A 22,626-nucleotide genomic window follows, 5' to 3' on the forward strand; every position below is an offset into this window, starting at 1 on the left:
AACGGTCAGCCTACGTCGGGCAAGCCGGGCAACAGCTTGTCCAGGGTGATGGGATAGTTGCGCACGCGCACGCCGGTGGCGTTGTAGACCGCATTGGCGATCGCGGCGCCGACCCCGCAGATGCCCAGCTCACCCACGCCCTTGGCCTTCATTGGCGAGATCACCGGATCCAGCGTGTCGAGGAAGACCACCTGCTGGTGTGGAATATCGGCGTGTACGGGAACCTCGTAACCCGCAAGGTCGTGGTTGACGAACAAACCAAGCCGTTTGTCGACCACCAGCTCCTCCATCAGGGTCGCACCCGCACCCATCACCATGCCGCCGATGACCTGGCTGCGTGCGGACAGCGGGTTGAGGATCCGGCCGCCATCGCATACGGCAAGCATCCTGCGGATGCGCGTCTCTCCCGTGTAGGCATGCACGGCGACCTCGCAGAAATGCGCTGCATAGGTGCCGACGTCGTAGCCCTGCTTGAACTTGCCGAAGGCAATGCCGTCCTCTGCCGACAGTGTCCCCGCTTCGGCCAGCTCGATGGTCCGTCCACCCGCCTGGATACGGCCATTGGCGAAGTTTGCGGTGTCGCCGTCGAAGCCCAGTTTCTCGCCCACCTTGCGGCGCAGGCTGACGCACGCCGCGTACACGCCTGCGGTGGAGCTTGCCGCGCCCCACTGGCCGCCGGAACCGGCGGAGGCGGGATGACGCGAGTCGCCGAGGGTGACCTGGACCCGGTCCAGCGGCACGCCCATGGTCTCGGCCGCCGTCTGCGCGATGATCGTGTAAGAGCCGGTGCCGATGTCGGTCATGTCGGTTTCCACGATCACCCCACCCTGGCCGTCAAGCCGGACCCGCGCCGCCGACTTCATCGTGGGTGCGCCGCGATAACCTGCGGACACGCCCATGCCGACCAGCCAGTGCCCGTCCCGTACCTGCGCCGGCTTGGCGTTGCGCTTGTTCCAGTTGAAGCGTTCCGCGCCCTCGCGCAGGCAGCGGACCAGGTTGCGGTCGGAGAACTTCTTGCTCGGATCGCCGGGTACGACCTCGGGCTCGTTGAGGATGCGGAACGCGATCGGGTCGAGGCCCAGCTTCTCGGCCATTTCGTCCATCGCCACTTCCAGCGCCATGTGGCCCGGCGCTTCGCCCGGCGCGCGCATCGCATTGCCTTCGGGCATGTCGAGCGTGGCGATGTAGTTGGCCACCAGGCGGTTGGCGCCTGCATAGAGCTTGGGCGTCTGCAGGGTGCCGTTCTCGCCGTCCTCGCCGTTGATGTTGCCCGACCAGTTCTCATGGGCGATGGCGGAGATCCTGCCGTCCTTCGCGCAACCGATCCGGACGCGTTGGATGGTCGCGTGCCGGTGCGTGGTGTTGTTGGGCATCAACGGGCGTTGCAGCGCGATCTTCACCGGCCGCCCGACCTGCTTGGCGGCCAGCGCGGCTAGCACTGCATCGGCGCGGATGAACAGCTTGCCGCCGAAGCCGCCGCCGATATAGGGCGAGTCCACGCGCACATTGCCAGCATCGATGCCGAGGATCGCGGCCATGCCCTGCCTGGCCCAGTCGATCATCTGGTTCGAGGTCCACAGGGTGAGCGTGTCGCCTTCCCAAGCGGCGATGGTGGCGTGCGGCTCCATCATCGAATGACTTTCGTCGGCTGTGTGGTAGGTCTCGTCGAGCTTGACCGCCGCGCTCGCGTAAGCGCTGTCGAAATCACCCAGCGTCTGCCGGTCGGGCTTGCCACCGCGCCCCTTGGCCAGCGGCGCGGACGGCGCGAGCGCTGGGAAATCGAAGCGCCCCTTGCCGCGCTCGTAACGGGTGCGGATCAACGCCGCAGCGGCGCGGGCCTGCTCGAAGGTCTCGGCCACCACGCAGGCAATGGCCTGGTGGTAATGGGCGACCTCGGGCCCGCCGAACAGTGGCGCGTTGTTCCAGTTCGACTTGCCGACCGGCTTGGTTTCCGGTGCGGTGATGACCGCCAGCACGCCGGGGGCGGCACGTGCGCGGGAGACATCCATCGAGATGATGCGCCCCTTGCCGATGCCCGCGCCGACGATGTAGCCGTAGACCTGATTCGGCGCGACGTCATGGCGCTCGTAGGCATAGGGGGCGGTGCCAGTGGTCTTGCGTGGGCCATCGATGCGCGGCGTCGACTTGCCGACCACCTTGGCCTTGTCGAACAGGTTGTCGCCGGCGGGGGCGTTGAATTCGAGGGGCATCAGCGCTCTCCTTCGGCCAGGACGGCTGAGAGCGTGCGCTCGGCGAGCGCGATCTTGAACGCGTTCTCCTGCGTTGGACGGGCACCGGCGAACACCTGCCGGGTCGCGGCCTTCACGCCCTCGCGCAGCACCGGTTCGGCTGCCTCGATGCGCCACGGCTTCGGCGCGACCCCGCCGAACGCGAACCGCGCCGAGCCGTCACGCTGCACGACCGCGGCGACCGACACCAGTGCGAACGCATAGGACGCGCGGTCACGCACCTTCTGGTACACGTGCCGGCCGCCTAGCGGTTCCGGCAGCGTGACGTGGGTGATCAGCTCACCGCGCTGCAGCACATTGTCCTGCTGCGGCGTGTCGCCGGGGGAACGATGGAACTCGGCAATCGGAATGCTGCGCGTGCTGCCATCGCCCTTGATGGTCTGGATCGAGGCGTCCAGCACACGCAAGGCCACCGCCATGTCGCCCGGATAGGTCGCGATGCAGCTGTCCGAGGTGCCGATCACGCCCATCTGCCGGGAGAACCCCTCGAGCGCGCCGCAGCCTGATCCGGGCAGGCGCTTGTTGCAGGGCAGATGGGGGTCGTAGAAGTACGGGCAGCGCGTGCGCTGCAGCAGGTTGCCGCCGGTGGTGGCCTTGTTGCGCAGCTGCCCGGACGCGCCTGCCACGATCGCGCGGGTCAGCACACCGTAGTCGCGGCGCACGCGCTCATGCGAGGCCAGCGCGGTATTGGTGACCAGCGTGCCGATGCGCAGGCCGCCGTCGTCCGTGGGTTCGATCCTGTCCAGGCCGATGTCCTGCACGTCGACCAGGTGCGCGGGCGTCTCGACCTCCAGCTTCATCAGGTCGAGCAGGTTGGTTCCTCCCGCCAGGAACTTCGCGCCCTCGGTGCCGGCGACGGCCCTGGCGGCCTCGGCAGGAGACTTCGCGCGCTCGTAACTGAAGACCTTCATGAGCGCCCCCTTCCAGAGGCCGCGCCAGCGACCTCTTGCATCGCCTCGGCAATGTTGGAATACGCGCCGCAGCGGCAGAGGTTGCCGCTCATGCGTTCGCGCATTTCCATGTTGGTGGCCTGCGGCCGTGCGCTGACATCGGCCTGCGCATGGCTGGGGACACCGCGCTTGATCTCGTCCAGTACCGCCACGGCCGAACAGATCTGCCCCGGCGTGCAATACCCGCACTGGTAACCGTCATGCTTGATGAAGGCGGCCTGCATCGGATGCAGGTCATCAGGGGTTCCGAGGCCTTCGATGGTGGTGATGGCATCGCCCTGGTGCTGCACCGCCAGGCTGAGGCACGCATTGATGCGTTCACCGTTGACCAGCACGGTACAGGCGCCGCACTGACCGTGGTCGCAGCCCTTCTTGGTGCCGGTCAGTTTCAGATGTTCGCGCAGGGCGTCGAGCAGCGTCGTGCGGGTGTCCAGCTCGAGCTCACGATGCGTGCCGTTGACGGTCAACGCCACCGTGCTGATGACCGGCGGCCTGGGCGGCGGGGACGCCGCCAGTTCGGCGGCGAGCGATGACGCCCCCGGTGCGGCGGACATCGCCATGGTCGTGGCGCCGCCGGCGATCACCTGGCGACGCGTCAACTTCATTCCTTCGTCCCAACTTGGCACAGTGACCTCCTGGCGTTCGGGGAAACCCCGTGGCTGGATGGACGCGCTCAGACTACCCAAGGGGCACTATGCCCGGCTGGGTAGTACAGATCTGTGAAGCCTGTCCAGGGTGTGCCTGCATCTTCGGTCGAGCCTGCTGGCCGGTCATCTTCAACGCCGCCTCTGGCAAACGTGCGCCTGGTGGACAGCGTATTGATGCCCGGGTAAAGCCGCCCAGACAGGCCCACAGCGCGCCGTGGGCTGGCCTGCGGAACTGCATCATGCGGCGCTCGGATACGGTGCCGCGTCGGTGGTCAGCAATCGCTGTGGTCCGGGCGAGCTGCCACGGCCGTGCGTGATGCTGGACTCATTGCCGTGTGGATCGACTGCGGGTAGAGGCCAGAAGGATGAGCAGCACATAGCAGGCCAACGCCCCCAGGGCCAGGCCCATGGCCTCGAGTTCCCAGTTCCTGCGGTACGGAGAAGGCCCGATGAAGGCCCAGATCAACACGAGCGCCCCAATCACGAGCATGGTCTTGTTGGCTGCTGAGATGAGCTTGGCAGCAGAGGGATACCCTAGATTGGGGTCGAACGGGCCGAGCATCCAGCCGAGGCTCTTGAAGTAGTCACGTGCAAGAAAGAACAGGAAGACAAACACCCCCATGAGCACGCTCGCCAGCAGCTGATAGTGCGGTTCCATGGCAGCCTCTTGAGGGGATCTGGCGTTTCCACGCGTGGACGCCCCGCAGCTTAGCCGGATTTACATGAGGAGTGCATCCGTTGGCCGGAAGCGGACGCTAGCGGCGTGGTTGAGGCGCGCGGCGTGGTGGCAGGCAATAGTCGAGCATGGCGCGACTCTACAGAGGCCCGCCAAGCGGGCCGAAGGGTTCATGGGAAGGCGGGCCACTGCGCAAGCGGTGGGCCAGGAACACGGCGTGTGCCGTGTGCGATCAGCCTAGGCAGCACACCGTTGCTGCGGTAGGCCCGTGGAGGGGGACGTGATGTTGCATTCCGGGAAGCAATGCGAATCACATGCCCAGATCAGACAGCCCCGGATGATCATCGGGGCGGCGCCCCAGCGGCCAGTGGAACCTGCGGTCACTTTCCTTGATCGGCATGTCGTTGATGCACGAAAAGCGGCGTTGCATCAGGCCATCGGCGCCGAATTCCCAGTTCTCGTTTCCATAGGAACGGAACCAGTTGCCGGAGTCGTCATGCCACTCATAGGCGTAGCGCACGGCAATACGGTTGTCGGTGAAGGCCCATAGCTCCTTGATCAGCCGGTACTCAAGCTCCTTTTTCCACTTGCGGGCCAGGAAGTGCCGGGCCTCCTCGCGGCCATGGGTGAACTCGGCGCGATTTCGCCACTCGGTATCCAGCGAATAGGCCAGCGAAACCTTGTCCGCATCGCGGGAGTTCCAGCCATCCTCGGCAAGACGCACTTTCTCGATGGCCGATTCACGGGTGAACGGGGGGAGCGGCGGACGGGGTGCTTCAATGGACATGGTGGAGCCTCCAATCAAGTGGATGAACGGGGTGCTTCGACGGGTTTTGATGACTCAGGCGTCAGCGCCTGGCCTGCTCCAACAACACCTTTGCAACATCCCTTGCAGTGTCTGCGGCGGTGTAGTCGCCCATCACGCGCGAGACGGTGATGGCGCCTTCCATGAGAACCAGCAGCTGCCGCGCCAGTGCGTCTGGCTGCTTGATATCCAGTTGCGTGGTGAGTTCCAGCGTGTAATCGAGCAGCTTCTGCTTGTGATGTTTTGCGATGTGGCGAATCGGATCGTCGGGATCGCCGACTTCGCCTGCGGTGTTGATGAAGGCGCAGCCGCGATAGCCCTCGGACTGGAACCAGCCCTTGAGCACGGTGAACATGCCGAGGATGCGTGCTTCCGGGGTGTCAGCCTTGTCGCACTCCTGCTGGAACCAGGCGAGCCAGCGCACGTCACGCGCGTTCAGTGCCGCAGCGGCCACCTGGTCCTTGTTTTCGAAGTGACGGTAGATGCTCTTCCGGGCAACGCCGGAGGTCTTCACCAGCAGATCCATGCCGGTGGCGTGGATCCCGTTCTGGTAGATCAGCGCCTCGGCCGTGGCCAGGATCTTCTGCGCGGTGTCGGTGCCGGTCTTGTGCATGGCTGCAAGGTAGAACGAGCGTTCTCCCTTGTCAACGGGCAATGGTTGGCGGTTCGTGTGTGCACAACCGTGCAAGACGATCTATCAAGAAATCCGGACAGTTCATCACCCAGGCGCCTGATTGCTGGCGCAAAGTACGCCTCACCACCCACCCATGAGAGTTCCCCCATGAACACCTTCGCCCGCACCCTGGCCATTGCCGCCCTCGCCCTCTCGGTCCAGGCCGGCCTGTCCGCGCAGGCCGCCGAACCGGCCACGCCGGCGGCAGTCACCAGCATCGCGCGCACCGCCAGCTACATCACCACCGCCGATGGCGTGCAGCTCTACTACAAGGACTGGGGCCCCAAGGACGGCCCGGTCGTTACCTTCAGCCACGGCTGGCCGTTGAACTCGGACAGCTGGGAATCGCAGATGATCTTCCTGGCCAACCACGGCTACCGCGTCATCGCCCATGACCGTCGTGGCCACGGCCGTTCCAGCCAGCCGTGGGATGGCAACGACATGGATCACTACGCCGATGACCTGGCCACGGTGATCAACACGCTGGACCTGCACGATGTCACCCTGGTGGGCTTCTCCACTGGCGGCGGCGAAGTGGCGCGCTACATCGGCCGCCATGGCACCGGCCGGGTGAAGAAGGCGGTACTGATCAGTTCGGTGCCGCCGCTCATGCTGAAGACCGCCGACAACCCCAATGGCCTGCCGATGGAAGTGTTCGATGGTATCCGCAAGGCGCAGATGGACAACCGCGCACAGCTGTACAAGGACATCCCGTCGGGCCCCTTCTACGGCTTCAATCGCCCGGGCGCGAAGGTGTCGCAGGGCCTGATCGATGCATGGTGGGCGCAGGGCATGCAGGGTGGCCACAAGAACACCTACGATTCGATCGCCGCGTTCTCGGCCACCGACTTCCGCGCCGACCTGAAGAAGTTCGACGTGCCGACGCTGGTGATCCACGGTGATGACGACCAGATCGTGCCGATCGACATCTCCGGCCGCCAGTCGGCGAAGCTGATCAAGGGCGCACGGCTGATTGTGTACCCGGGTGCGCCGCATGGCCTGACCGACACCCACAAGGACAAGGTCAACCAGGATCTGCTGACGTTCCTGCAGGAAAAGTAAACAACAGGGGCTCCGGCAATGTGCCGGAGCCCGTTTCCTGTTGAAAGGCGCTGCCTCGATGCTGGCCTTCCGGCGCCGGACATCGATAGCCGAGCATGGCTCGGCGCTACAGGGAAGCCAGCTCCTTCGCCAGGAACGGCGCCGTTCTGCTGCCTTTGGCGCGCGCCACCTGTTGCGGCGTTCCCTTCGCGACGATGGTGCCCCCTGCCCCGCCAGCGCCGGGGCCTACATCAATCACCCAGTCCGCCTGTGCGACCGCGCGCATGTCATGCTCGATCATCACCACCGTATTGCCCGCGTCCACCAGCCGCTGCAGCTGCACCAACAGCCTGTCTGCGTCCGATGCATGCAGGCCGGTGGTGGGTTCATCCAGCACATACAGCGTGCGCCCGCGCTGGCTGCGCTGCAGCTCGGTGGCGAGCTTGATGCGCTGGGCCTCGCCGCCTGAAAGTTCGGTGGCCGGCTGGCCCAGCCGCAGGTAGCCCAGGCCGATCTCCTGCAGCAACTGCAGCGGGCGGGCAATGGCATCCTCTTCATTGAAGAACGCATGCGCCTGGTCAACCGTCATCTGCAGGACGTCGGCGATGTTGCGGTCGTTCCACTGCACCTTCAGCGTGGCTTCGTTGTAGCGGGCACCATGACAGGTCGGGCACGGCGCATAGACGCTGGGCATGAACAGCAGTTCGACGCTGACGAACCCCTCGCCCTCGCAGGTCTCGCACCGGCCCTTGGCCACGTTGAACGAGAAGCGGCCCGCATCGAAACGGCGTCGGCGCGCGGCGGGCGTGGCGGCGAACAGCTTGCGCACGTGATCGAACAGCCCGGTATAGGTGGCCAGGTTGGAGCGTGGCGTGCGGCCAATGGGCTTCTGGTCGACCTGCACCACCCGCTGGATGGCGTCCATATCGCCTGCCAATGTGCCCCGCGTCGTTTCGATCACGGTCGGCCCGTCGGTGGGCGCGCTATCGGCGTTGTCGTCCGCAGGCTCATGCCCGAGGTGCAGCAGCAACAGCTCGGGTAGCGCCTGCGCCATCAGGCTGGACTTGCCGGAACCGGAAATGCCGGTCACGGCCGTCAGCAGCCCCAGCGGCACCTGTGCGTCCACGCCCTGCAGGTTGTGGCGATGGATGCCTTGCAGCTCCAGCCAGGTGCTCGCGTTGCGCTGCCGGCTCGGGGGTGCGGGCACCTGGTCGAACAGATACCGCGCCGTGCGCGACTGCTGGATCTGGCGCAGGCCGTTGGGCTCGCCACTGTAGAGGACCTGGCCACCGTGCTCGCCCGCCTCGGGCCCAACATCCACCAGCCACTGCGCGCGGCGCATCAACTCCAGGTCATGTTCAACAACGAACACCGAGTTTCCACCATCGCGCAAGCGCTCAAGCGCGTCGTACAGCGCCTGGCTGTCGGCCGGGTGCAGGCCGGCCGAGGGTTCGTCGAGTACGTACAGCACGCCAAACAGCAGCGAGCTGAGCTGGGTGGCCAGACGCAGGCGTTGCAGTTCGCCGGCCGACAGGGTTGGCGTGGCGCGGTCCAGCGAGAGATACCCCAGGCCCAGGTCACGCAATTGGCGTACACGGGCCATGACCCCGCCTGCCAGTCGTTGTGCTGCCAGGCGCTTCTCTTCGGACAGGGCGGAGGTCAGCCGCACGTCCGGAGCGCCCTCGTGGGTCGCCTGGCCACTCGCGGCCCGCCGGGCGCGATCGCGGGGTGTCGCGCTCCGGCTGGTGCGAGCGCCCTTGCTGTGCGCGCCGAAATCACCTTGTGCGATGGGCTCCAGCAGCGCCGCCAGCTGATCCAGCGGCAGCCGCATGAACTCGCCGATATCCACGCCGGCAAAGGTGACGGAGAGTGCTTCGGGCTTCAGGCGCTTTCCGTGGCAGGCCGGGCACAGCTTGCCTTCCATGTAGCGCGACACGCGCTTGCGCATCAGCGCGCTCTGGGTATTGGCAAAGGTGTGCAGCACGTAGCGGCGCGCGCCGGTATAGGTGCCCATGTAGCTGGGCTCCTGCTTGCGCTTGAGCGCAGCACGCGTCTCTGCGGGCGTGAAACCTGCATAGACCGGCACGCTGGGCGCTTCCTCGGTGAACAGGATCCAGTCCCGGTCCTTCTTCGGCAACTTCTTCCACGGCACGTCGATGTCGTAGCCCAGCGTCACCAGGATGTCGCGCAGGTTCTGGCCATGCCAGGCCGGCGGCCAGGAGGCGATGGCGCGCTCGCGGATGCTCAGCGAGGGGTCCGGAACCATCAGTGCTTCGGTCACTTCGTAGACATGCCCCAGGCCATGGCAGGTGGTGCAGGCGCCCTGCGGCGTGTTGGGTGAGAAGTCCTCGGCGTACAGCATGGGCTGGTTGGCCGGGTACGCACCCGCACGCGAGTACATCATGCGCACCAGGCTGGACAGGGTGGTCACGCTGCCCACTGACGAACGCGCATTGCTGGCCCCGCGCTGCTGCTGCAGGGCCACTGCCGGCGGCAGGCCATCGATGGCGTCCACATCCGGCACGCCCGCCTGATCGATCAGGCGCCTGGCATACGGCGCAACGGACTCGAAGTAGCGCCGCTGCGCCTCTGCAAAGACGGTACCGAAGGCCAACGATGACTTGCCGGAACCTGATACGCCGGAGAACACCACCAGTGCATTGCGCGGAATGGAGACGTCGACATTCTTGAGGTTGTGCTCGCGCGCACCGCGCACCTCGACGCAACCGCTGGCGGCGGCAGCGCATGACGATTCACCAAAGGGGGTGTTGGACATTTCAGCGTTCCTGCATTCGGTGGGCGGGCCGCACAATGGGCGCGCCCGGTAGGCCATTCTCGCTGCTGTGGAGTGAATGGTGTGAGGGTACGGGCTTCCCCTGCCCTCGAGCGGCATACCCCCTGCACTTCCCCCTTCGTACGCAGTTGCGCGGCCAAGGGCTAGAGTGAGCCATCTACGCGATGGGAGGGCGACAGGCACCCCGATGTACTTGGCTGGGCCGCCACCGCGGCATCGGTGGCGCTCTTCATCCGGCCGATGGTGAAACAGGCTGGCGTGGTCTCACCATCGGCGCAATGAATTCCACCACATCAATCGCAAGCCGACCGGCAAGCGCCTTGGCATGGCCATCCGGTGTGTAGCTTTTTCGGATGTCTCTCATGTCCGCCTCGTCGGCCAGCAGCAGGAGTGCTACCTGCCTGCCAGTGCTAGCGTCGATCGCCTCGATCTCGAGGGAAAGCCGCCCCTTGCTTACCGGCCCCACAAGGACCGATGTGGCAATGTTCAGGCCAGCAGAGGCCTCCTTCACCGAGGTGATCCTTGCAAGCAGCAACAGCCCTGTTCCCGGCTGCCCTGCCCCGGTCAGGCTCCGGCCCAGGCGCCTGTCGATCTGCCGCTGCAGCTGACTGTTTACGGCAGCCTTGAGGCGCTCGCCAATGCCCGGGCCCAGCGTTGCGGCCACCTCTGGCATCAGCAGGACGGGTGCGAGAGTCACCGTCTGAAAGCGCCCATGCGAGCTGCCCGCTGGCACGATCTCCATCCGGCGCTCGCCGTGCATGGTGAGCCCTGCATAGGTCCTGGCCTGGTTTGACCTGACAACGTGAACCTGGCTGCATGCGGCCAGCAACAGCATTGCCATGCCTGCAATGATCCATGGGACCCGCTGCCGCCAGCTGCCTGTTGTGCCGCGCCTGGCAGGCCGTGCATTTTTCAGAGTGGCGGATCGATGAATGGCTGATGCAGGACCAGGGTATTGGGGCTTTGCGGAGTGCATTGCTTTCGCAGGTTGTGTGGAAAGGAATCAACCGAGAAGGAATCTCGCGGCGATCTTCGATTCAAACAGCCGTATACGCTTCATGGTTCTACCCAGGTGATGGAGGGGGCTGGGGAGGACCGAACACGTACAGGTACAATTGATCGCGATGGCGCATCCACCGCCGGCAGCATGAGCTGGTCGTCGAGCCGGTGTGGTTGGGTGGCCAGGCTTCCAACGATGGCCCTCCGCAGCGCGGGAACCGAGGGGGATGCTGCCTACCTGGATTCCCGGAACTCGGTCGGCAGGCAGCCTGCCCAACGCTTGAATGCGCGCCGGAATGCGCGGGCATCGGAATATCCAACCGCCTCTGCAATCTCGGCGATGCTCAACTCTGAGTTCAGCAGGAGGTCGCGGGCACATTCATATCTCGCTTCGTCCCGAATCTCCCGATAGCTGGAATCCTGCCGGCTCAGGCGGCGGCGGAGCGTTCTTTCGCTGACATTGATCAGGCTCGCAAGTTCACTCTGCTTGGTCGTTGCCTCGATATCACATCGAAGATGGCTCGACAGGGATTCAACAATCTCATTGCGCCCCCCTCGCGTTGGAAGAAGTGAATCCAACTGCTCCCGGACAATTCTTGAATTGACCCGATCAAATCCGGGCAAGCGCGCGCTCAACCAATGTGAGTCTATGGTCAGGCGATTGACGCCAGCATCGAAGCGCACAGGGCACTGGAAGAATCGTCGATAGACTTCAGGATCAGACGGTTTGGGGAGGGAGAAATCAACCCTGAGTGGCGCGAATGATGGTCCAACCACGTATCTGCTGACCGCAACGAATCCGGCGAACGCGTCCTCGACCAGTACTGACTCCAGTTGAATGTCGAATCGTTTGAACCGGACTTCCATTCTCACTTCCCTTCCCACCTCCTCCACCGTGTGGATCAGCATCGAGCCGATTGCCTGCTGATGGGTGAGGCCGTATGTCAGTGCATCGCCGTAGGTCTCGCAGGTGAGCATTGCCAATCCGGGTACGCCCCATGAAATAGGCGTCTGTCTGGCCCCCAATGCCAGGCCCAGCGCAGGTTCGCCCAGCAAACGCTCAGCCCGCATGAACAACTGGCGCATCTGCCGATAGGACAGCCTCACGTCCCTCATCGATAGATCTCGATAAGTGAAGCCGAGCCCGCGGCATAGCTCCTCTGGAGAGAACCCGCGGTCCTCGACCAGGCCGAGGATCGCCCTCGCCCCCGTGGGCACTATCTCTGCAATCTGCGATTCGCTTGCGGAATTTGGATCTTCAGAAGCATGGAGAGCGACAGCATCCAGCGCGGCATCCTCGCCGGCGACAGGCCAGTCCATGGATGCCGGCAGATTCTTGGGGATAGGGGCCATCACGTATTCGAAAGGTAGTTCGACATCGACATAGTCGGGCCGCGAGGGGACCTGTTTCAACGTGGCGGACACATTCTGACCTTTTGGGTCCCCCGCCCGTCCTCCAATGTCCCTTCGAGGGCACCAGCAGTAACAACGCCCTCACGTCGTTGACCAGATTCAGGCGGGGACGCCTCCTGCCACGAGGGATCAGCAGGTGTGCCATCTGTCCCAGTTGACCTGTTCAAGCCCCTGTGTGTCCAGAACTGTCCTGTTCGTGGTGCAGGTGTCCCCCTAAATTTACGCCGCCTGCAGACCCGACGGCGCCGAACCGGTCTGTGGAACCGACCACCCATGCAAGGAACCGAACGTGAAGACCCATATGACTCGGTCGTTGGTGCCTCGTCTCAGCGCACTGGCCATTGCCCTGTCCGCGATGACGGGATGCTCCGACACACCGGAAAGCGCCGCGCCCGAAGCACGTACCGCGTACGTCGCATCCGTTCGACAGGCCACTGGCGATCAGCGCTCTTACATCGGCACCGTACGCGCCACGCAGCGAGGACAGCTGTCCTTCCCGGTTTCCGGAAAGGTATCTGCAGTACTCGTTGAACCTGGCGATGCCGTAAAGAAAGGCGAGGTGCTGGCCCGCCTGGATTCCATCCCATTCGCAGCACAGGAGGCATCCGCCGCAGGTGACGTTGCGCGGGCGCAGGCGGCATTGGACGAGGTCCAGCGTCGCGTTGAGCGATTCAATGTTGCAGAGAAGGCCGATGCGCTCAGCCCGGCGGAGATGACCGCAGCGAAGGCCGAACTGGCGGCCGCCAAGGCGGCTGTTCGAAACGCCCGCGCGCAGCACGAACTTGCCGGCTGGTCACAGGGGGAGGCCACGCTGCGAGCCACCTTCGATGGAGTGGTCGTTGCCCGCAACGTTGAAGTTGGACAGTCCGTGGGCCCCGGCGCTGTTGCCATCCAGGTCGATGGTGCGGGCCGTGAGCTGTCTGTCGCGATTCCGGGCAGCGCTCGCCTGGATGTTGGGCAGATGGTCAATCTGATCAGCGGCTCGGACACCGTGGCGAGCAAGGTGCTGCGTGTCGACGGACGCGTCGACGCCGGCGGCGTGCGTACGGCGTACGTCGCAGTTCCCGAGGCGGCGACCGTGGGCTCGACCTGGTCGGTCCAGATCACTGGCGCGGATGCGGGCCCGGCCAGGCTCCAGGTGCCATTTCGTGCTGTCCTGCCGTCTGCCGTTGGCGGTAAGGGGCAGGTGCTTCGGCTGGCAAAAGATGGCAAGACGACCGAAATTGCTGAAGTGAGCCTGGGTCAGTACCACGGCGACTGGATCGAGGTGAGTGGGCAGATATCCGCCGGTCAGCGCGTCGTGGTCGCGGGTGCCAAGGCCATCCGCCCGGGCACGCAGATCAAGCCCGTCGACATGAAGATGGGATCAGAACAATGAGCCTCTCCTCATTCTCACTGGCGCGTCCACGACTGACTCTGCTGGCGATCATGGCGATCGTCCTCACCGGCCTCATTCTGGCGCTGGACTTCCCGTCCACTGAAGAGCCTCCCATCACCATTCGCACGGCGACGGTACTCAGCTTCATGCCAGGAGCCGGCGTGGACCGGGTCGAGCAGCTTGTCGCTCGCCCGATCGAGGAGAGCATTCGGGGAATGCCGGAGGTCAAGCGCATCCGGACGACTGTTCGTCCAGGTTTTGCGTTCACCTACGTTGATCTTTACCCCACCGTGGAATCGGAAAAGATCCCCATCGTGTGGCAGCGCTTGCGCTCACGCATGGGCGACATCCAGAGCCAGCTTCCCGAGGGAACGATTGGCCCGGTCGTGGACGACGAATTCGGGCGCGTCGCGGTGATGACCATGGGCCTGACCGGCGAAGGCTACAGCGCAGGCGAGCTTCGGGCAGAAGCCCGCCGCCTGCGCGATGAACTGTTCCGGCTGCCCGGGGTGGAGCGTGTCTCGCTGCATGGCGTGAGGGACGAGCAGGTCCAGATCATCCTGGACGTGCCCTCCCTGGCTGCGCGCGGGCTCAACCCCAATGTGATTGCCGATGCGGTTTCCAAGCGCAATGTCATCGCGCCGGCGGGTTACGTCGAGATCGGGGGGTCGGAGATTGCGCTCAACGTGAGCGGTGACGCCGACAACCCCTCCCAGCTGAAGAGCACGCCGATTCCGCTGCCGAAGGGTGGCTCGGTGCCTCTGGGCGCCCTTGCGCGAGTGGAACGGGTGACCCAGGACCCGCCGATGACCGGCGCATTCGTCAATGGCACGCCGGCCGTCGTAATAGCGGTCTCCATGGCACCAGGACTCAACGTAGTCAGCTTCGCCGATCTGCTGCGCGGCGACGTTGAACGGCTTTCGGAAACGCTGCCGGCCGGCATGCAGCTTGTCCAGATCACGGATCAGGCCGAGGTTGTTTCCACCCAGCTGCTGCGTGTTGCCAAGGTTTTCCTGGAGACCCTGGCCATCGTCATGGCGGTCGTCGTGCTGTTCCTTGGAATGAGGACCGGCCTGATCGTCAGCGCCATCGTGCCGACCACGGTGCTGGGGACGATGGCAATCATGAAGATCCTGAACATCGATCTGCACATGATCTCGGTGGGTGCAATCATCATTGCCCTGGGCCTGTTCGTTGACAACGCGATCGTGGTTGCCGAGGACATGGAGCGGCGGCTCTCGCTGGGTGAGTCGCCGGACCAGGCTGCCGCTCACGCAGGCAGCACGATGTTCGTGCCGCTTCTGGTTTCTTCGCTGGCGATCATCCTCGCGTTCATGCCGCTGGCCATCTCCAGCACGGAAACCGGCGAGTATCTGCGCAGCCTCGGCATCGTGATGGCCATCGCGCTGCTGTTGTCGCTGGTCATCGGCGTTACCCTGATTCCGCTGCTGTGCAAGTACTTTGCCCATCACCATGCCGAACTCAGCCGCACCGCACGCGCGGTCGAGCGGCTGACGGGCTGGTACCGCGGCAAGGTCCGCTGGATCCTGGGGCACAAGGCCATCTACATCGGCGTAATGGTTGCACTGCTGGCAACCTCCGGCTGGTTGTTCACCACCGTCCCCAACGAGCTGATGCCGCCGTCCGAGCGCCATCAGCTGCAGATGGCCATTGAGCTTTCCCCGGATTCCAGTCCGGCCAATACGATGGCGGTTGCTCACCAGATCAGCAAGGTACTGGCCGACGAGAAGCTCGTTCCGGAGATCTCCAGCCATGCCCTGTACATGGGCGATGGTGGTCCACGCTTCATCCTGGCACTGAATCCCCCTACTCCCGCAGGACACCGCGCGTATGCCGTGCTGTCCCTTGCGAAGGGCGTCAAGCATGAAGCGGCCATTGAGCGGCTGCGTTCTGTGATGGCAACACACTTCCCGGACGTGCGGGTGGAGCCCAAGCGATTCTCGATGGGATCTTCGGATGCCGGCGTTGCGACGTTCCGCATCTCCAGCAGCGACGGCGCACATCGGATTGCCGCCGAGAAGCTGCTGCGCACGCTGCAGGACACGCCGGGGATGGTGGATGTATCCAGCGATGCCGAACGCCAGGTTGTCCAGCTTGATGTAGACGTCGATCAGCCCAAGGCCCAAGCCGCTGGCATCAGCAGTGCGGACATCGCAAAGAGCATGGACATGCTGCTGACCGGCGCGACGATCTCCCGCTATCGTGAGGGCGACACCGTTCTCCCGGTCATCCTCCGCGGAGAGGCGGCGCTGCGCACGGATATCGGCCAGCTTGAGGCACTCCCGATCCAGAAGGCGGATGGCAGCGGAAGCGTGCCCCTTGGCCAGGTGGCCAAGCTTCGGTTGGCGCCGCAGCTGTCTTCAATCCAGCGAGTGAACCAGACGCGCGCGGTCACCGTACTTGCAAAGAGCTCCGAGCTGACGGCCCAGGGGATCGCGGACAAGGTGGAGCCGCTTCTTTCCGAATTCCGCAGGCAGGGCGTGCGGGTTGAACTCGGTGGCGAGATCGAAGAAAGCAAGAGTGCCAACGAAGGCATCGAGAAGCTGCTCCCGCTCTGCCTTGCTGCCATGTTCCTGTTGTTCGTATGGCAGTTCGAGAGCATCCGCAAGAGCCTGATCGTCCTGGCGAGCATTCCGTTCGTGGTCATCGGCGCGACCTTGGCACTCAAGCTGAGTGGCACCAGCCTGACCTTCATCGGAACACTGGGGCTGCTCGCACTTGCTGGCATCATCGTCAACAACGCGATTCTGCTCATCGATGCGATCGACGAAGGCCAGCGCGATGGCTTGCCTCCTCTCCAGGCCATTGAAGAGGCTGCGGCCAAGCGCCTGCGCCCCATCGTGATGACCAAGATGGTCTGCATTCTCGGCCTTGTCCCGCTGCTGCTGTTTGGCGGTTCCATGTGGACCAGCATGTCGATCGTGATGATCGGCGGCCTGGCCCTTGGAACGCTGATCACGCTGGGTCTCATTCCAGCGCTGTATGCCGCGCTCTACCGCATTCACCCGGCCGAGGAGGCATGATCATGTCTATTGGAAATCGAGTTGCCTGCCTGTCGATTGCTGTGCTCGTGGCGCTGTCTTCTGGCTGCGCCTCTGTGGCCCCCAGGACCGAGATCCCTGACGCTGCAGCCCGGCATCATGTGGGCCAGGCCCCCACGCCGGCGGCGCTGGACGCGGATGTCCTGCCCGGGACGCCCAACAGGCAATGGTGGAAGGACTTCTCCGACCCCAACCTGGATGCACTGGTGAGCTTGGCCATGCGTGGGAATCATGACCTGAAGTCTGCCCTTGCCGCCGTGGTGGAAGCGCGGGCGCTGGCAGGCGCGGCGCGCAAGGACTATCTGCCGAGCGGTGCGCTGCAGGCCAAGGCCGAAGCCATGCAGTCCGCCCAGATCGAAGCGGATCCCTATCGCCAGGATCTTCCCCGCCCCCCTTCCCAGAGACTGCTGTCCGCCGGACAGATGTTCTCCTGGGAACTGGATCTGTTCGGGCGCATTGGCACCGCCGCAGCCATGGCCGATCGCAAGGCCGATGCGGCGGCGGCTGACGCGAGGTCGGCTGCCGCAGTGCTCCAGGCCGAGATTGCGAAGAACTACTTCCTGCTCAGGATGGACCAGATCAACCTGTCCTCTCTTGAGCGCGAGGTTGAGCTGAGCAAGGCCCGCGTTGTGCGCGTGAAGGCGCGGTATGCGGCCGGGCTGGTCGATCGCAGGGAGGCGCTTGCGGTCGAATCCGAACATGCCGAGCTGGTGGCGCAGGAGGCGGCAACCGTTACCCGGCTGCAGGCGGACAGGGCCGCATTGGCGGTTCTTGCGGGCCGCTCGCCGACCGCGCGGGACGACACCTGGGAGGCGTTGCTGGCCCCGGCTCCTCTGCCGGCCCCGCCGGGTCTTGCATCGCTTGCGCAGCCGACCGACCTCCTGGCGAGGCGGCCTGACGTCGCCAAGGCCGATGCACTGCTGCGAGCAAGCCTTGGCAACGTCGTACTCGCCGAGCGCGCGCACCTTCCGCGCCTCACGCTGAATGTCTTCGGCGGCATCCTTGCACCGTTCGGTTCGCTGGGCGATTCCAGTGCAAAGCGCTTCTCTGCCGGCCCGGAGCTTCAGTGGGAGTGGCTGAGCTTTGGCCGGAAAAAGGCCAGGGAGGAAGCCGCTCGCGCCGGCAGCGATCAGAGCTGGCATGCGTTCGAGCAGACCGTGCTGACTGCGCTGAAGGAGAGTGAGGACTCCCTGCATGCGTGGACGAGTTCCAACGTCAGGATGCAACAGGCGGTGAATGCCGAGGCACTCAGCAGCAGATCTTCGGCCTATGCTTCTTCCCGCGTGGACGCCGGAATCGAACCGAAGGATGCCGGCCTGCAGCAGCAGGCGCTGCACGAGAAGGCGCGCAGAGAGCTTGCGGCGGCACAGGCCGGGCTGCTGATGGCCCACGTGCAGGTGCAACTGGCACTGGGGGCATGGCAGCCCGAGAAGGCGGACCCGGAGATTGAATTCGGCAGGCCCATCGCTTCCCGGAAGAGCGCCGAAAGCGAAGCATCCGCGGCGCATCACTGACTGGCTCGAACGGCAATCCGCCAGGCCGTACCGGCCTGGCGGATCGTTGGTCGCCCGCTACATGAGGAAAGCTCTCTTGAACGCTACCCATAGTTCGTCCGTGCGTGTGCCCGACATACTCATCCGCGAAACGGCAGCGCTTATCGTCCGCAACGGTCGGTCTTCGGTCACTGTCAGTGAGATTCTTGAATTCTCGGGCGTGAGCCGTGGCGCGATGTTCCATCACTTCTACTCCAAGCAGGATCTCATCGATGCCACTTTCGCCAGCTGGCTCCAGGGATTCAGCCTGGATGTAGAGCAGAAGATGCGTACCAACGGCCTCCGGCATGGCGCCTTTACAAATGCTTACGTGGAATCTGTCGTGGAAGGCTGCAGACGGCACGACGTTGCAATGCTCTCGGCCCTGATCATTCGCCTGGACCTCACGCAGTTGTCGGCGTTGCAGTGGATCGAGTGGATGAAGAAGAAGCTGGCCACCGAGCCGTCCGAGGCGGACGATCCCGCGCTGAAGTCTGCGCGTCTCGCCGCCGATGGTCTCTGGCTTGGCTCACTGTCCTGCCCTGCCCCCGCCAATGAACCGAAGATCGACATTCAAGCGCCGCAGATCCCGGTACAGCGCTGTGGCCATGGTCCGTCCCATCGCCTTGTCTAAGGACGATCAGGACGCGCGGCCACGGGCTCATCGAACGGCAGGGATGCAACCGTGCCATGGCTAGAAGAACCAGGCAGGACGCACACGCCACGCGTGAGAGGATCCTCGATGCCGCACTGGTGTGCCTACTGCGCCACGGAGCCGCGGGCGCAACGTTGGAGCTGATCGCCACCGAGTGCGGCCATTCGCGCGGCGCGATCTACTGGCACTTCGGGTCCCGGCAGAACCTGCTGGGTGAACTCTTCGCGAGAGGGCGGCCAGATGCATCCGAAGGACTGCGGGAGGTCGCCATCCGGCAGTGTAGTGACCCGTTCAGGCTTCTGTTTGCGGACCTGGTCAGGGTCTTTGATCACACGTGCCGCACCCCACGCGTTCGTCGAACGGTTGAGCTTCTCCTGCGCTCTGGTGCATCACGTGAGCTGGGCGGCATAGGCGACGTGCTCGCAGCGTGCGCCATGCCGGAGGTCCGCATGCTGGAGCTTGTATACCAGCGCGCAGGGGCACTGGGCCAGCTCCGCGAGGGCGTTGATACAGCCACTGCGGCGCGTAGCCTTCATGCGATCGCGGTCGGCGTTCTGCTGGGATCAATCCTGGAGCCCGGTATCCTCGACCTGGAGATGGGCGCGGCAAGCACCGTGGAAGACCTGCTCAGGCTGCACATGGCTGTTCCCTTCGCGACTGCCGGAACGTGGTTCACCCCATGTGCGGGCTGAGCCGGTTCCTCATCGATCCACTTCGCCGAACACAATGTCGTAGGTGCCAATCATGGCGACGACATCCGCCAGCATGTGGCCCCTGACGATTTCATCCAGAGAAGAGAGGTGAGCGAAGCCGGGAGCACGCAGGTGCACCCGGAACGGCTTGTTGGCGCCATCGGAGATCAGGTAGCAACCGAACTCGCCCTTGGGCGCCTCGACCGCTGCGTAGGTTTCACCTGCCGGCACCTGGTAGCCCTCGCTGAAGAGCTTGAAATGATGGATCAGCGCTTCCATGTCGGACTTCATCTCCTGCCGGGACGGCGGCGCCACCTTGAAGTTGTGGACCATCACCGGGCCGGGGTTGGCGCGAAGCCAGGCGACACATTGCCTGATGATGCGGTTGGACTGCCGCATCTCCGCGACCCGGCACAGGTAGCGGTCATAGCAGTCACCGGCGGTGCCGATCGGAATGTCGAAGTCAACGGCAACGTACTTCGCGTAGGGGCGCTTCTTCCTCAGATCCCATGCCACGCCCGAGCCTCTCAGCATCACCCCGGTCATTCCCCAGTCCATGGCCTGCTGCGGGCTCACGACGCCAATGCCCACCGTACGTTGCTTCCAGATTCTGTTGTCGGTGAGCAGGGTTTCGTACTCGTCAATCCGGTTCGGGAACTCGCGGGTAAAATTCTCGATGAAATCGAGCAGCGACCCCTCCCTCGCGGCATTCAACCGCCGCAGCTGCTTCCCCGTCTTCCAGCGCGACTCCTTGTACTTCGGCATCTGCTCAGGCAGGTCACGGTACACGCCACCTGGCCGATAGTAGGTGGCATGCATTCGAGCACCGGATACCGCCTCGTAGCAGTCCATCAGCTCTTCGCGCTCCCGGAATGCATAGAGCATCACGGCCATGGCACCAAGGTCCAGCGCGCCCGTTCCGATGTTCATGAGGTGATTGAGGATCCGGGTGATCTCATCGAACATCGTACGGATGTACTGTGCCCGGATCGGCGCTTCGATTCCCAGAAGGGTTTCGATCGCGCGTACGTAGGCATGTTCATTGCACATCATGGATACGTAGTCCAGCCGATCCATGTAGCCGATGGACTGGTTGAAGGGCTTGGACTCCGCCAGCTTCTCAGTGCCCCGGTGCAGCAGGCCCACATGCGGATCCGCGCGCACGACTGTCTCGCCATCCATCTCAAGCACAAGGCGCAGGACCCCGTGGGCCGCGGGATGCTGGGGGCCGAGGTTCATCACGTAGTTACGGATCTCGGTATCCCGGCGACCATCGCGTATGGGGGCGGGCCCGCCCGCCATCGTCCTTTCAGTGTTCATCCAATAGCTTCCGTAGACCGAACGCATTCAGCGGAAGTGCTTAATGCTCCAAGCGTCGATGCTACTTCGACGAGGAAGGCAGGCTATGGACTACCTGGTCTGGAACGTGGGGCGCTGGGATTGTTCCCGAGCCGAAGCAATCTGCGGTCAACGCGCGGAATTTCTCGACGGCGGCACGTGCTGCCAACCCCGGTTGCGGCGGGGAACAAGCCTGGCAGATCACTTCAATGAGGTTGGGTCAGTTTCTCCTGGACGGTCCGATGCCACCGCGCGATGCCCGGCGTTCGCAAGGAAACGCTGTTCGCAGGCCTTCCACAACCAGCGAAGAAGCATTCTGTTGCAAGCGGTCCTGGGGCAGTTGCTGGAGATGGGAGGCAACACGATCGACCAGTTCATGTGGAAGGATCTGGCCTTGGCCACACCACTGGCCACGATTGGCATCGGCAGCACCCTGGATTTAGGCACTGGCACGGGCGCTGGACAGATTCCGGCACTGTTCGCCGGCACAGAATCCGTCAGCCCCTTTTCGCTGCAGTAGCGTGATCAGCTCTGCGCCGCTTACAAGCCAGGTGCGCTTCGGTGGTGATGTCTCCGCAAGCAAGGATCCGGCCAGGAAGCAGGCTCCAAGCGTAAGCAGTCGGCTCATGCGACGACGCGCCTGTCGGCCTTGATGTCCTCTCATGCCTTGGACCTTGGTTGTCGTCCTTCTGGATTCCATGCGGTTGACCCCCTCACCACGCACCGGCCCGTCATCACCAACCGGCGTACCGGTAGCTCCGGTGCGCGCAGGCGTTCAAGCAGCAACGACATCGCTGCGCGCCCCATCTCTTCGACCGGCTGTTCGATCACGGTGATGCCCGGTTCGACCATCTCGGTCCAGCGTTCGTTATCGAAGCCCGCCAGCGCCAACCCGCCAGGAATTGCCAACCCTGCGCTGCGGGCGGCCTTCAATGCCCCCATGAGCAGCAGGCTGTTGCTGGCGACCAGCGCCTCCGGCCGCGACGGGCAGGCCAGCCACTGATCGACCGTTGCAATGGCCGCTTCAGCCGTTGGCTCAACCTCGCGATAATCCGGATCCAGCCCATGCGTGCGCATCGCAGCGAGATAGCCGTCCCGCCGCTCCGCCGCCGTGGTGCTGGTGCTGCCGAACAGGCCGCCGATGCGGCGATAGCCACGCGCCACCAGATGCTCGACCAGGCCCGCCATCGCGGCCGGATTGTCGAGCACCACGCTGTCGATCGACCCGCCAGGTGCGGCGCGGTCCACCAGCACCGTTGGATAGTTCATTGCGAGCCGTTCCAGGCGCCCCACTGTGGTCCGGGTGGGCGCAAAGATCAGTCCACTGATGCGCTCCTCGTGCATCAACTGCAGATAGAGCGCCTCACGCTCGGGGTCCTCGTCAGTGTTGCAGAGGGTGACGCGCAGGCCTTCACGATAGGCCACCTCCTCCACCGCGCGGATCAGCGCGGTGAAGAACGGGTTGCGGATGTCCGCCACGATCAACCCGATGATGCCGGTGTGCCGGGCGCGCAGGCGTCGTGCCTGCAGGTTGGGGTGATACCCGGTCTGGCGGATCGCCGCCTCCACCCGACCGCGTACCGCTTCGCTGACTGGGCCGCCACCGAGCACCCGCGACACCGTGGATTTGGACACTCCCGCCACGCGCGCGACGTCGTTGATGCTGATGCTCATTGGAACCGTTCCCGGAAACTGTCGCTGATCATGGCCAAATGGCCATCC

18 protein-coding genes are annotated in these 22,626 nt (G+C 64.3%); 7 read left to right on the forward strand and 11 right to left on the reverse strand.

Going from position 1 to position 22,626, the window contains the following annotated elements; genetic code table 11:
* Positions 1-5 precede the first annotated feature (5 nt).
* The 6 genes from paoC to ACZK1G_RS11550 form a co-directional block, all read right to left on the reverse strand.
* Entirely contained in the window at positions 6-2,210 is a 2,205-nt protein-coding gene (gene paoC, locus ACZK1G_RS11525) for an aldehyde oxidoreductase molybdenum-binding subunit PaoC (RefSeq protein ID WP_101765481.1), read from the reverse strand.
* Positions 2,210-3,160 (reverse strand): FAD binding domain-containing protein, encoded by a 951-nt coding sequence (locus ACZK1G_RS11530; protein ID WP_197621871.1) that lies wholly within the window; start codon positions 3,158-3,160, stop codon positions 2,210-2,212. The genes paoC and ACZK1G_RS11530 overlap by 1 nt, the downstream gene beginning before the upstream one ends.
* Positions 3,157-3,804 carry an aldehyde dehydrogenase iron-sulfur subunit PaoA gene (gene paoA, locus ACZK1G_RS11535; RefSeq protein ID WP_032127303.1) on the reverse strand — a complete coding sequence of 216 codons (648 nt, stop codon included), beginning with the start codon at positions 3,802-3,804 and terminating at the stop codon, positions 3,157-3,159. The genes ACZK1G_RS11530 and paoA overlap by 4 nt, the downstream gene beginning before the upstream one ends.
* A gap of 367 nt (positions 3,805-4,171) precedes the next feature.
* Positions 4,172-4,504, reverse strand: a complete 333-nt coding sequence (locus ACZK1G_RS11540) for a hypothetical protein (RefSeq protein WP_101765483.1) — start codon at positions 4,502-4,504, stop codon at positions 4,172-4,174.
* 328 nt (positions 4,505-4,832) lie between these two features.
* A complete protein-coding gene (locus tag ACZK1G_RS11545; RefSeq protein WP_101765484.1) occupies positions 4,833-5,309 on the reverse strand; it encodes a nuclear transport factor 2 family protein in 477 nt (158 codons plus the stop codon).
* A gap of 61 nt (positions 5,310-5,370) precedes the next feature.
* The gene (locus ACZK1G_RS11550) at positions 5,371-5,940 is read right to left on the reverse strand and encodes a TetR/AcrR family transcriptional regulator (RefSeq protein ID WP_101765485.1); all 570 of its coding nucleotides are present in this window, start codon (positions 5,938-5,940) and stop codon (positions 5,371-5,373) included.
* 168 nt (positions 5,941-6,108) lie between these two features.
* Between ACZK1G_RS11550 and ACZK1G_RS11555 the strand changes: the two genes are divergently transcribed.
* The gene (locus ACZK1G_RS11555; RefSeq protein ID WP_101765486.1) at positions 6,109-7,062 is read left to right on the forward strand and encodes an alpha/beta fold hydrolase; all 954 of its coding nucleotides are present in this window, start codon (positions 6,109-6,111) and stop codon (positions 7,060-7,062) included.
* 106 nt (positions 7,063-7,168) lie between these two features.
* On the opposite strand, the gene ACZK1G_RS11560 is transcribed toward ACZK1G_RS11555, so the two are convergent.
* The 3 genes from ACZK1G_RS11560 to ACZK1G_RS11570 form a co-directional block, all read right to left on the reverse strand.
* Positions 7,169-9,817 carry an excinuclease ABC subunit UvrA gene (locus tag ACZK1G_RS11560; RefSeq protein WP_101765487.1) on the reverse strand — a complete coding sequence of 883 codons (2,649 nt, stop codon included), beginning with the start codon at positions 9,815-9,817 and terminating at the stop codon, positions 7,169-7,171.
* A gap of 247 nt (positions 9,818-10,064) precedes the next feature.
* Complete coding sequence (locus tag ACZK1G_RS11565; protein WP_233490754.1) at positions 10,065-10,676, reverse strand: DUF3313 family protein; 612 nt, start codon at positions 10,674-10,676, stop codon at positions 10,065-10,067.
* Positions 10,677-11,068: 392 nt separating this feature from the next.
* Complete coding sequence (locus ACZK1G_RS11570) at positions 11,069-12,154, reverse strand: AraC family transcriptional regulator (protein WP_197621894.1); 1,086 nt, start codon at positions 12,152-12,154, stop codon at positions 11,069-11,071.
* 382 nt (positions 12,155-12,536) lie between these two features.
* Here ACZK1G_RS11570 and ACZK1G_RS11575 point away from each other — a divergent pair, with 382 nt between their 5' ends.
* The 5 genes from ACZK1G_RS11575 (at position 12,537) to ACZK1G_RS11595 (ending at position 19,566) form a co-directional block, all read left to right on the forward strand.
* Positions 12,537-13,625 (forward strand): efflux RND transporter periplasmic adaptor subunit, encoded by a 1,089-nt coding sequence (locus ACZK1G_RS11575; protein WP_233490756.1) that lies wholly within the window; start codon positions 12,537-12,539, stop codon positions 13,623-13,625.
* A complete protein-coding gene (locus ACZK1G_RS11580; RefSeq protein ID WP_101765490.1) occupies positions 13,622-16,669 on the forward strand; it encodes an efflux RND transporter permease subunit in 3,048 nt (1,015 codons plus the stop codon). The genes ACZK1G_RS11575 and ACZK1G_RS11580 overlap by 4 nt, the downstream gene beginning before the upstream one ends.
* A gap of 2 nt (positions 16,670-16,671) precedes the next feature.
* Positions 16,672-18,201 carry a TolC family protein gene (locus ACZK1G_RS11585; protein ID WP_101765491.1) on the forward strand — a complete coding sequence of 510 codons (1,530 nt, stop codon included), beginning with the start codon at positions 16,672-16,674 and terminating at the stop codon, positions 18,199-18,201.
* Between the two features lie 76 nt (positions 18,202-18,277).
* A complete protein-coding gene (locus ACZK1G_RS11590; protein WP_233490757.1) occupies positions 18,278-18,853 on the forward strand; it encodes a TetR/AcrR family transcriptional regulator in 576 nt (191 codons plus the stop codon).
* Between the two features lie 155 nt (positions 18,854-19,008).
* Positions 19,009-19,566 carry a TetR family transcriptional regulator gene (locus tag ACZK1G_RS11595; protein ID WP_233490758.1) on the forward strand — a complete coding sequence of 186 codons (558 nt, stop codon included), beginning with the start codon at positions 19,009-19,011 and terminating at the stop codon, positions 19,564-19,566.
* A gap of 9 nt (positions 19,567-19,575) precedes the next feature.
* Here the strand turns inward: ACZK1G_RS11595 and ACZK1G_RS11600 are convergent, their stop codons facing one another.
* On the reverse strand, positions 19,576-20,868 hold the full coding sequence (locus tag ACZK1G_RS11600; RefSeq protein WP_101766407.1) for an NADH-quinone oxidoreductase subunit D: 1,293 nt from the start codon (positions 20,866-20,868) through the stop codon (positions 19,576-19,578).
* A 103-nt stretch (positions 20,869-20,971) separates the two neighbouring features.
* Here ACZK1G_RS11600 and ACZK1G_RS11605 point away from each other — a divergent pair, with 103 nt between their 5' ends.
* A complete protein-coding gene (locus tag ACZK1G_RS11605) occupies positions 20,972-21,424 on the forward strand; it encodes a hypothetical protein (protein WP_424143853.1) in 453 nt (150 codons plus the stop codon).
* Between the two features lie 140 nt (positions 21,425-21,564).
* Here the strand turns inward: ACZK1G_RS11605 and ACZK1G_RS11610 are convergent, their stop codons facing one another.
* On the reverse strand, positions 21,565-22,578 hold the full coding sequence (locus ACZK1G_RS11610) for a LacI family DNA-binding transcriptional regulator (RefSeq protein ID WP_101765494.1): 1,014 nt from the start codon (positions 22,576-22,578) through the stop codon (positions 21,565-21,567).
* Positions 22,579-22,626 lie beyond the last annotated feature (48 nt).

This window comes from Stenotrophomonas sp. 109824_Sma (assembly GCF_056480025.1).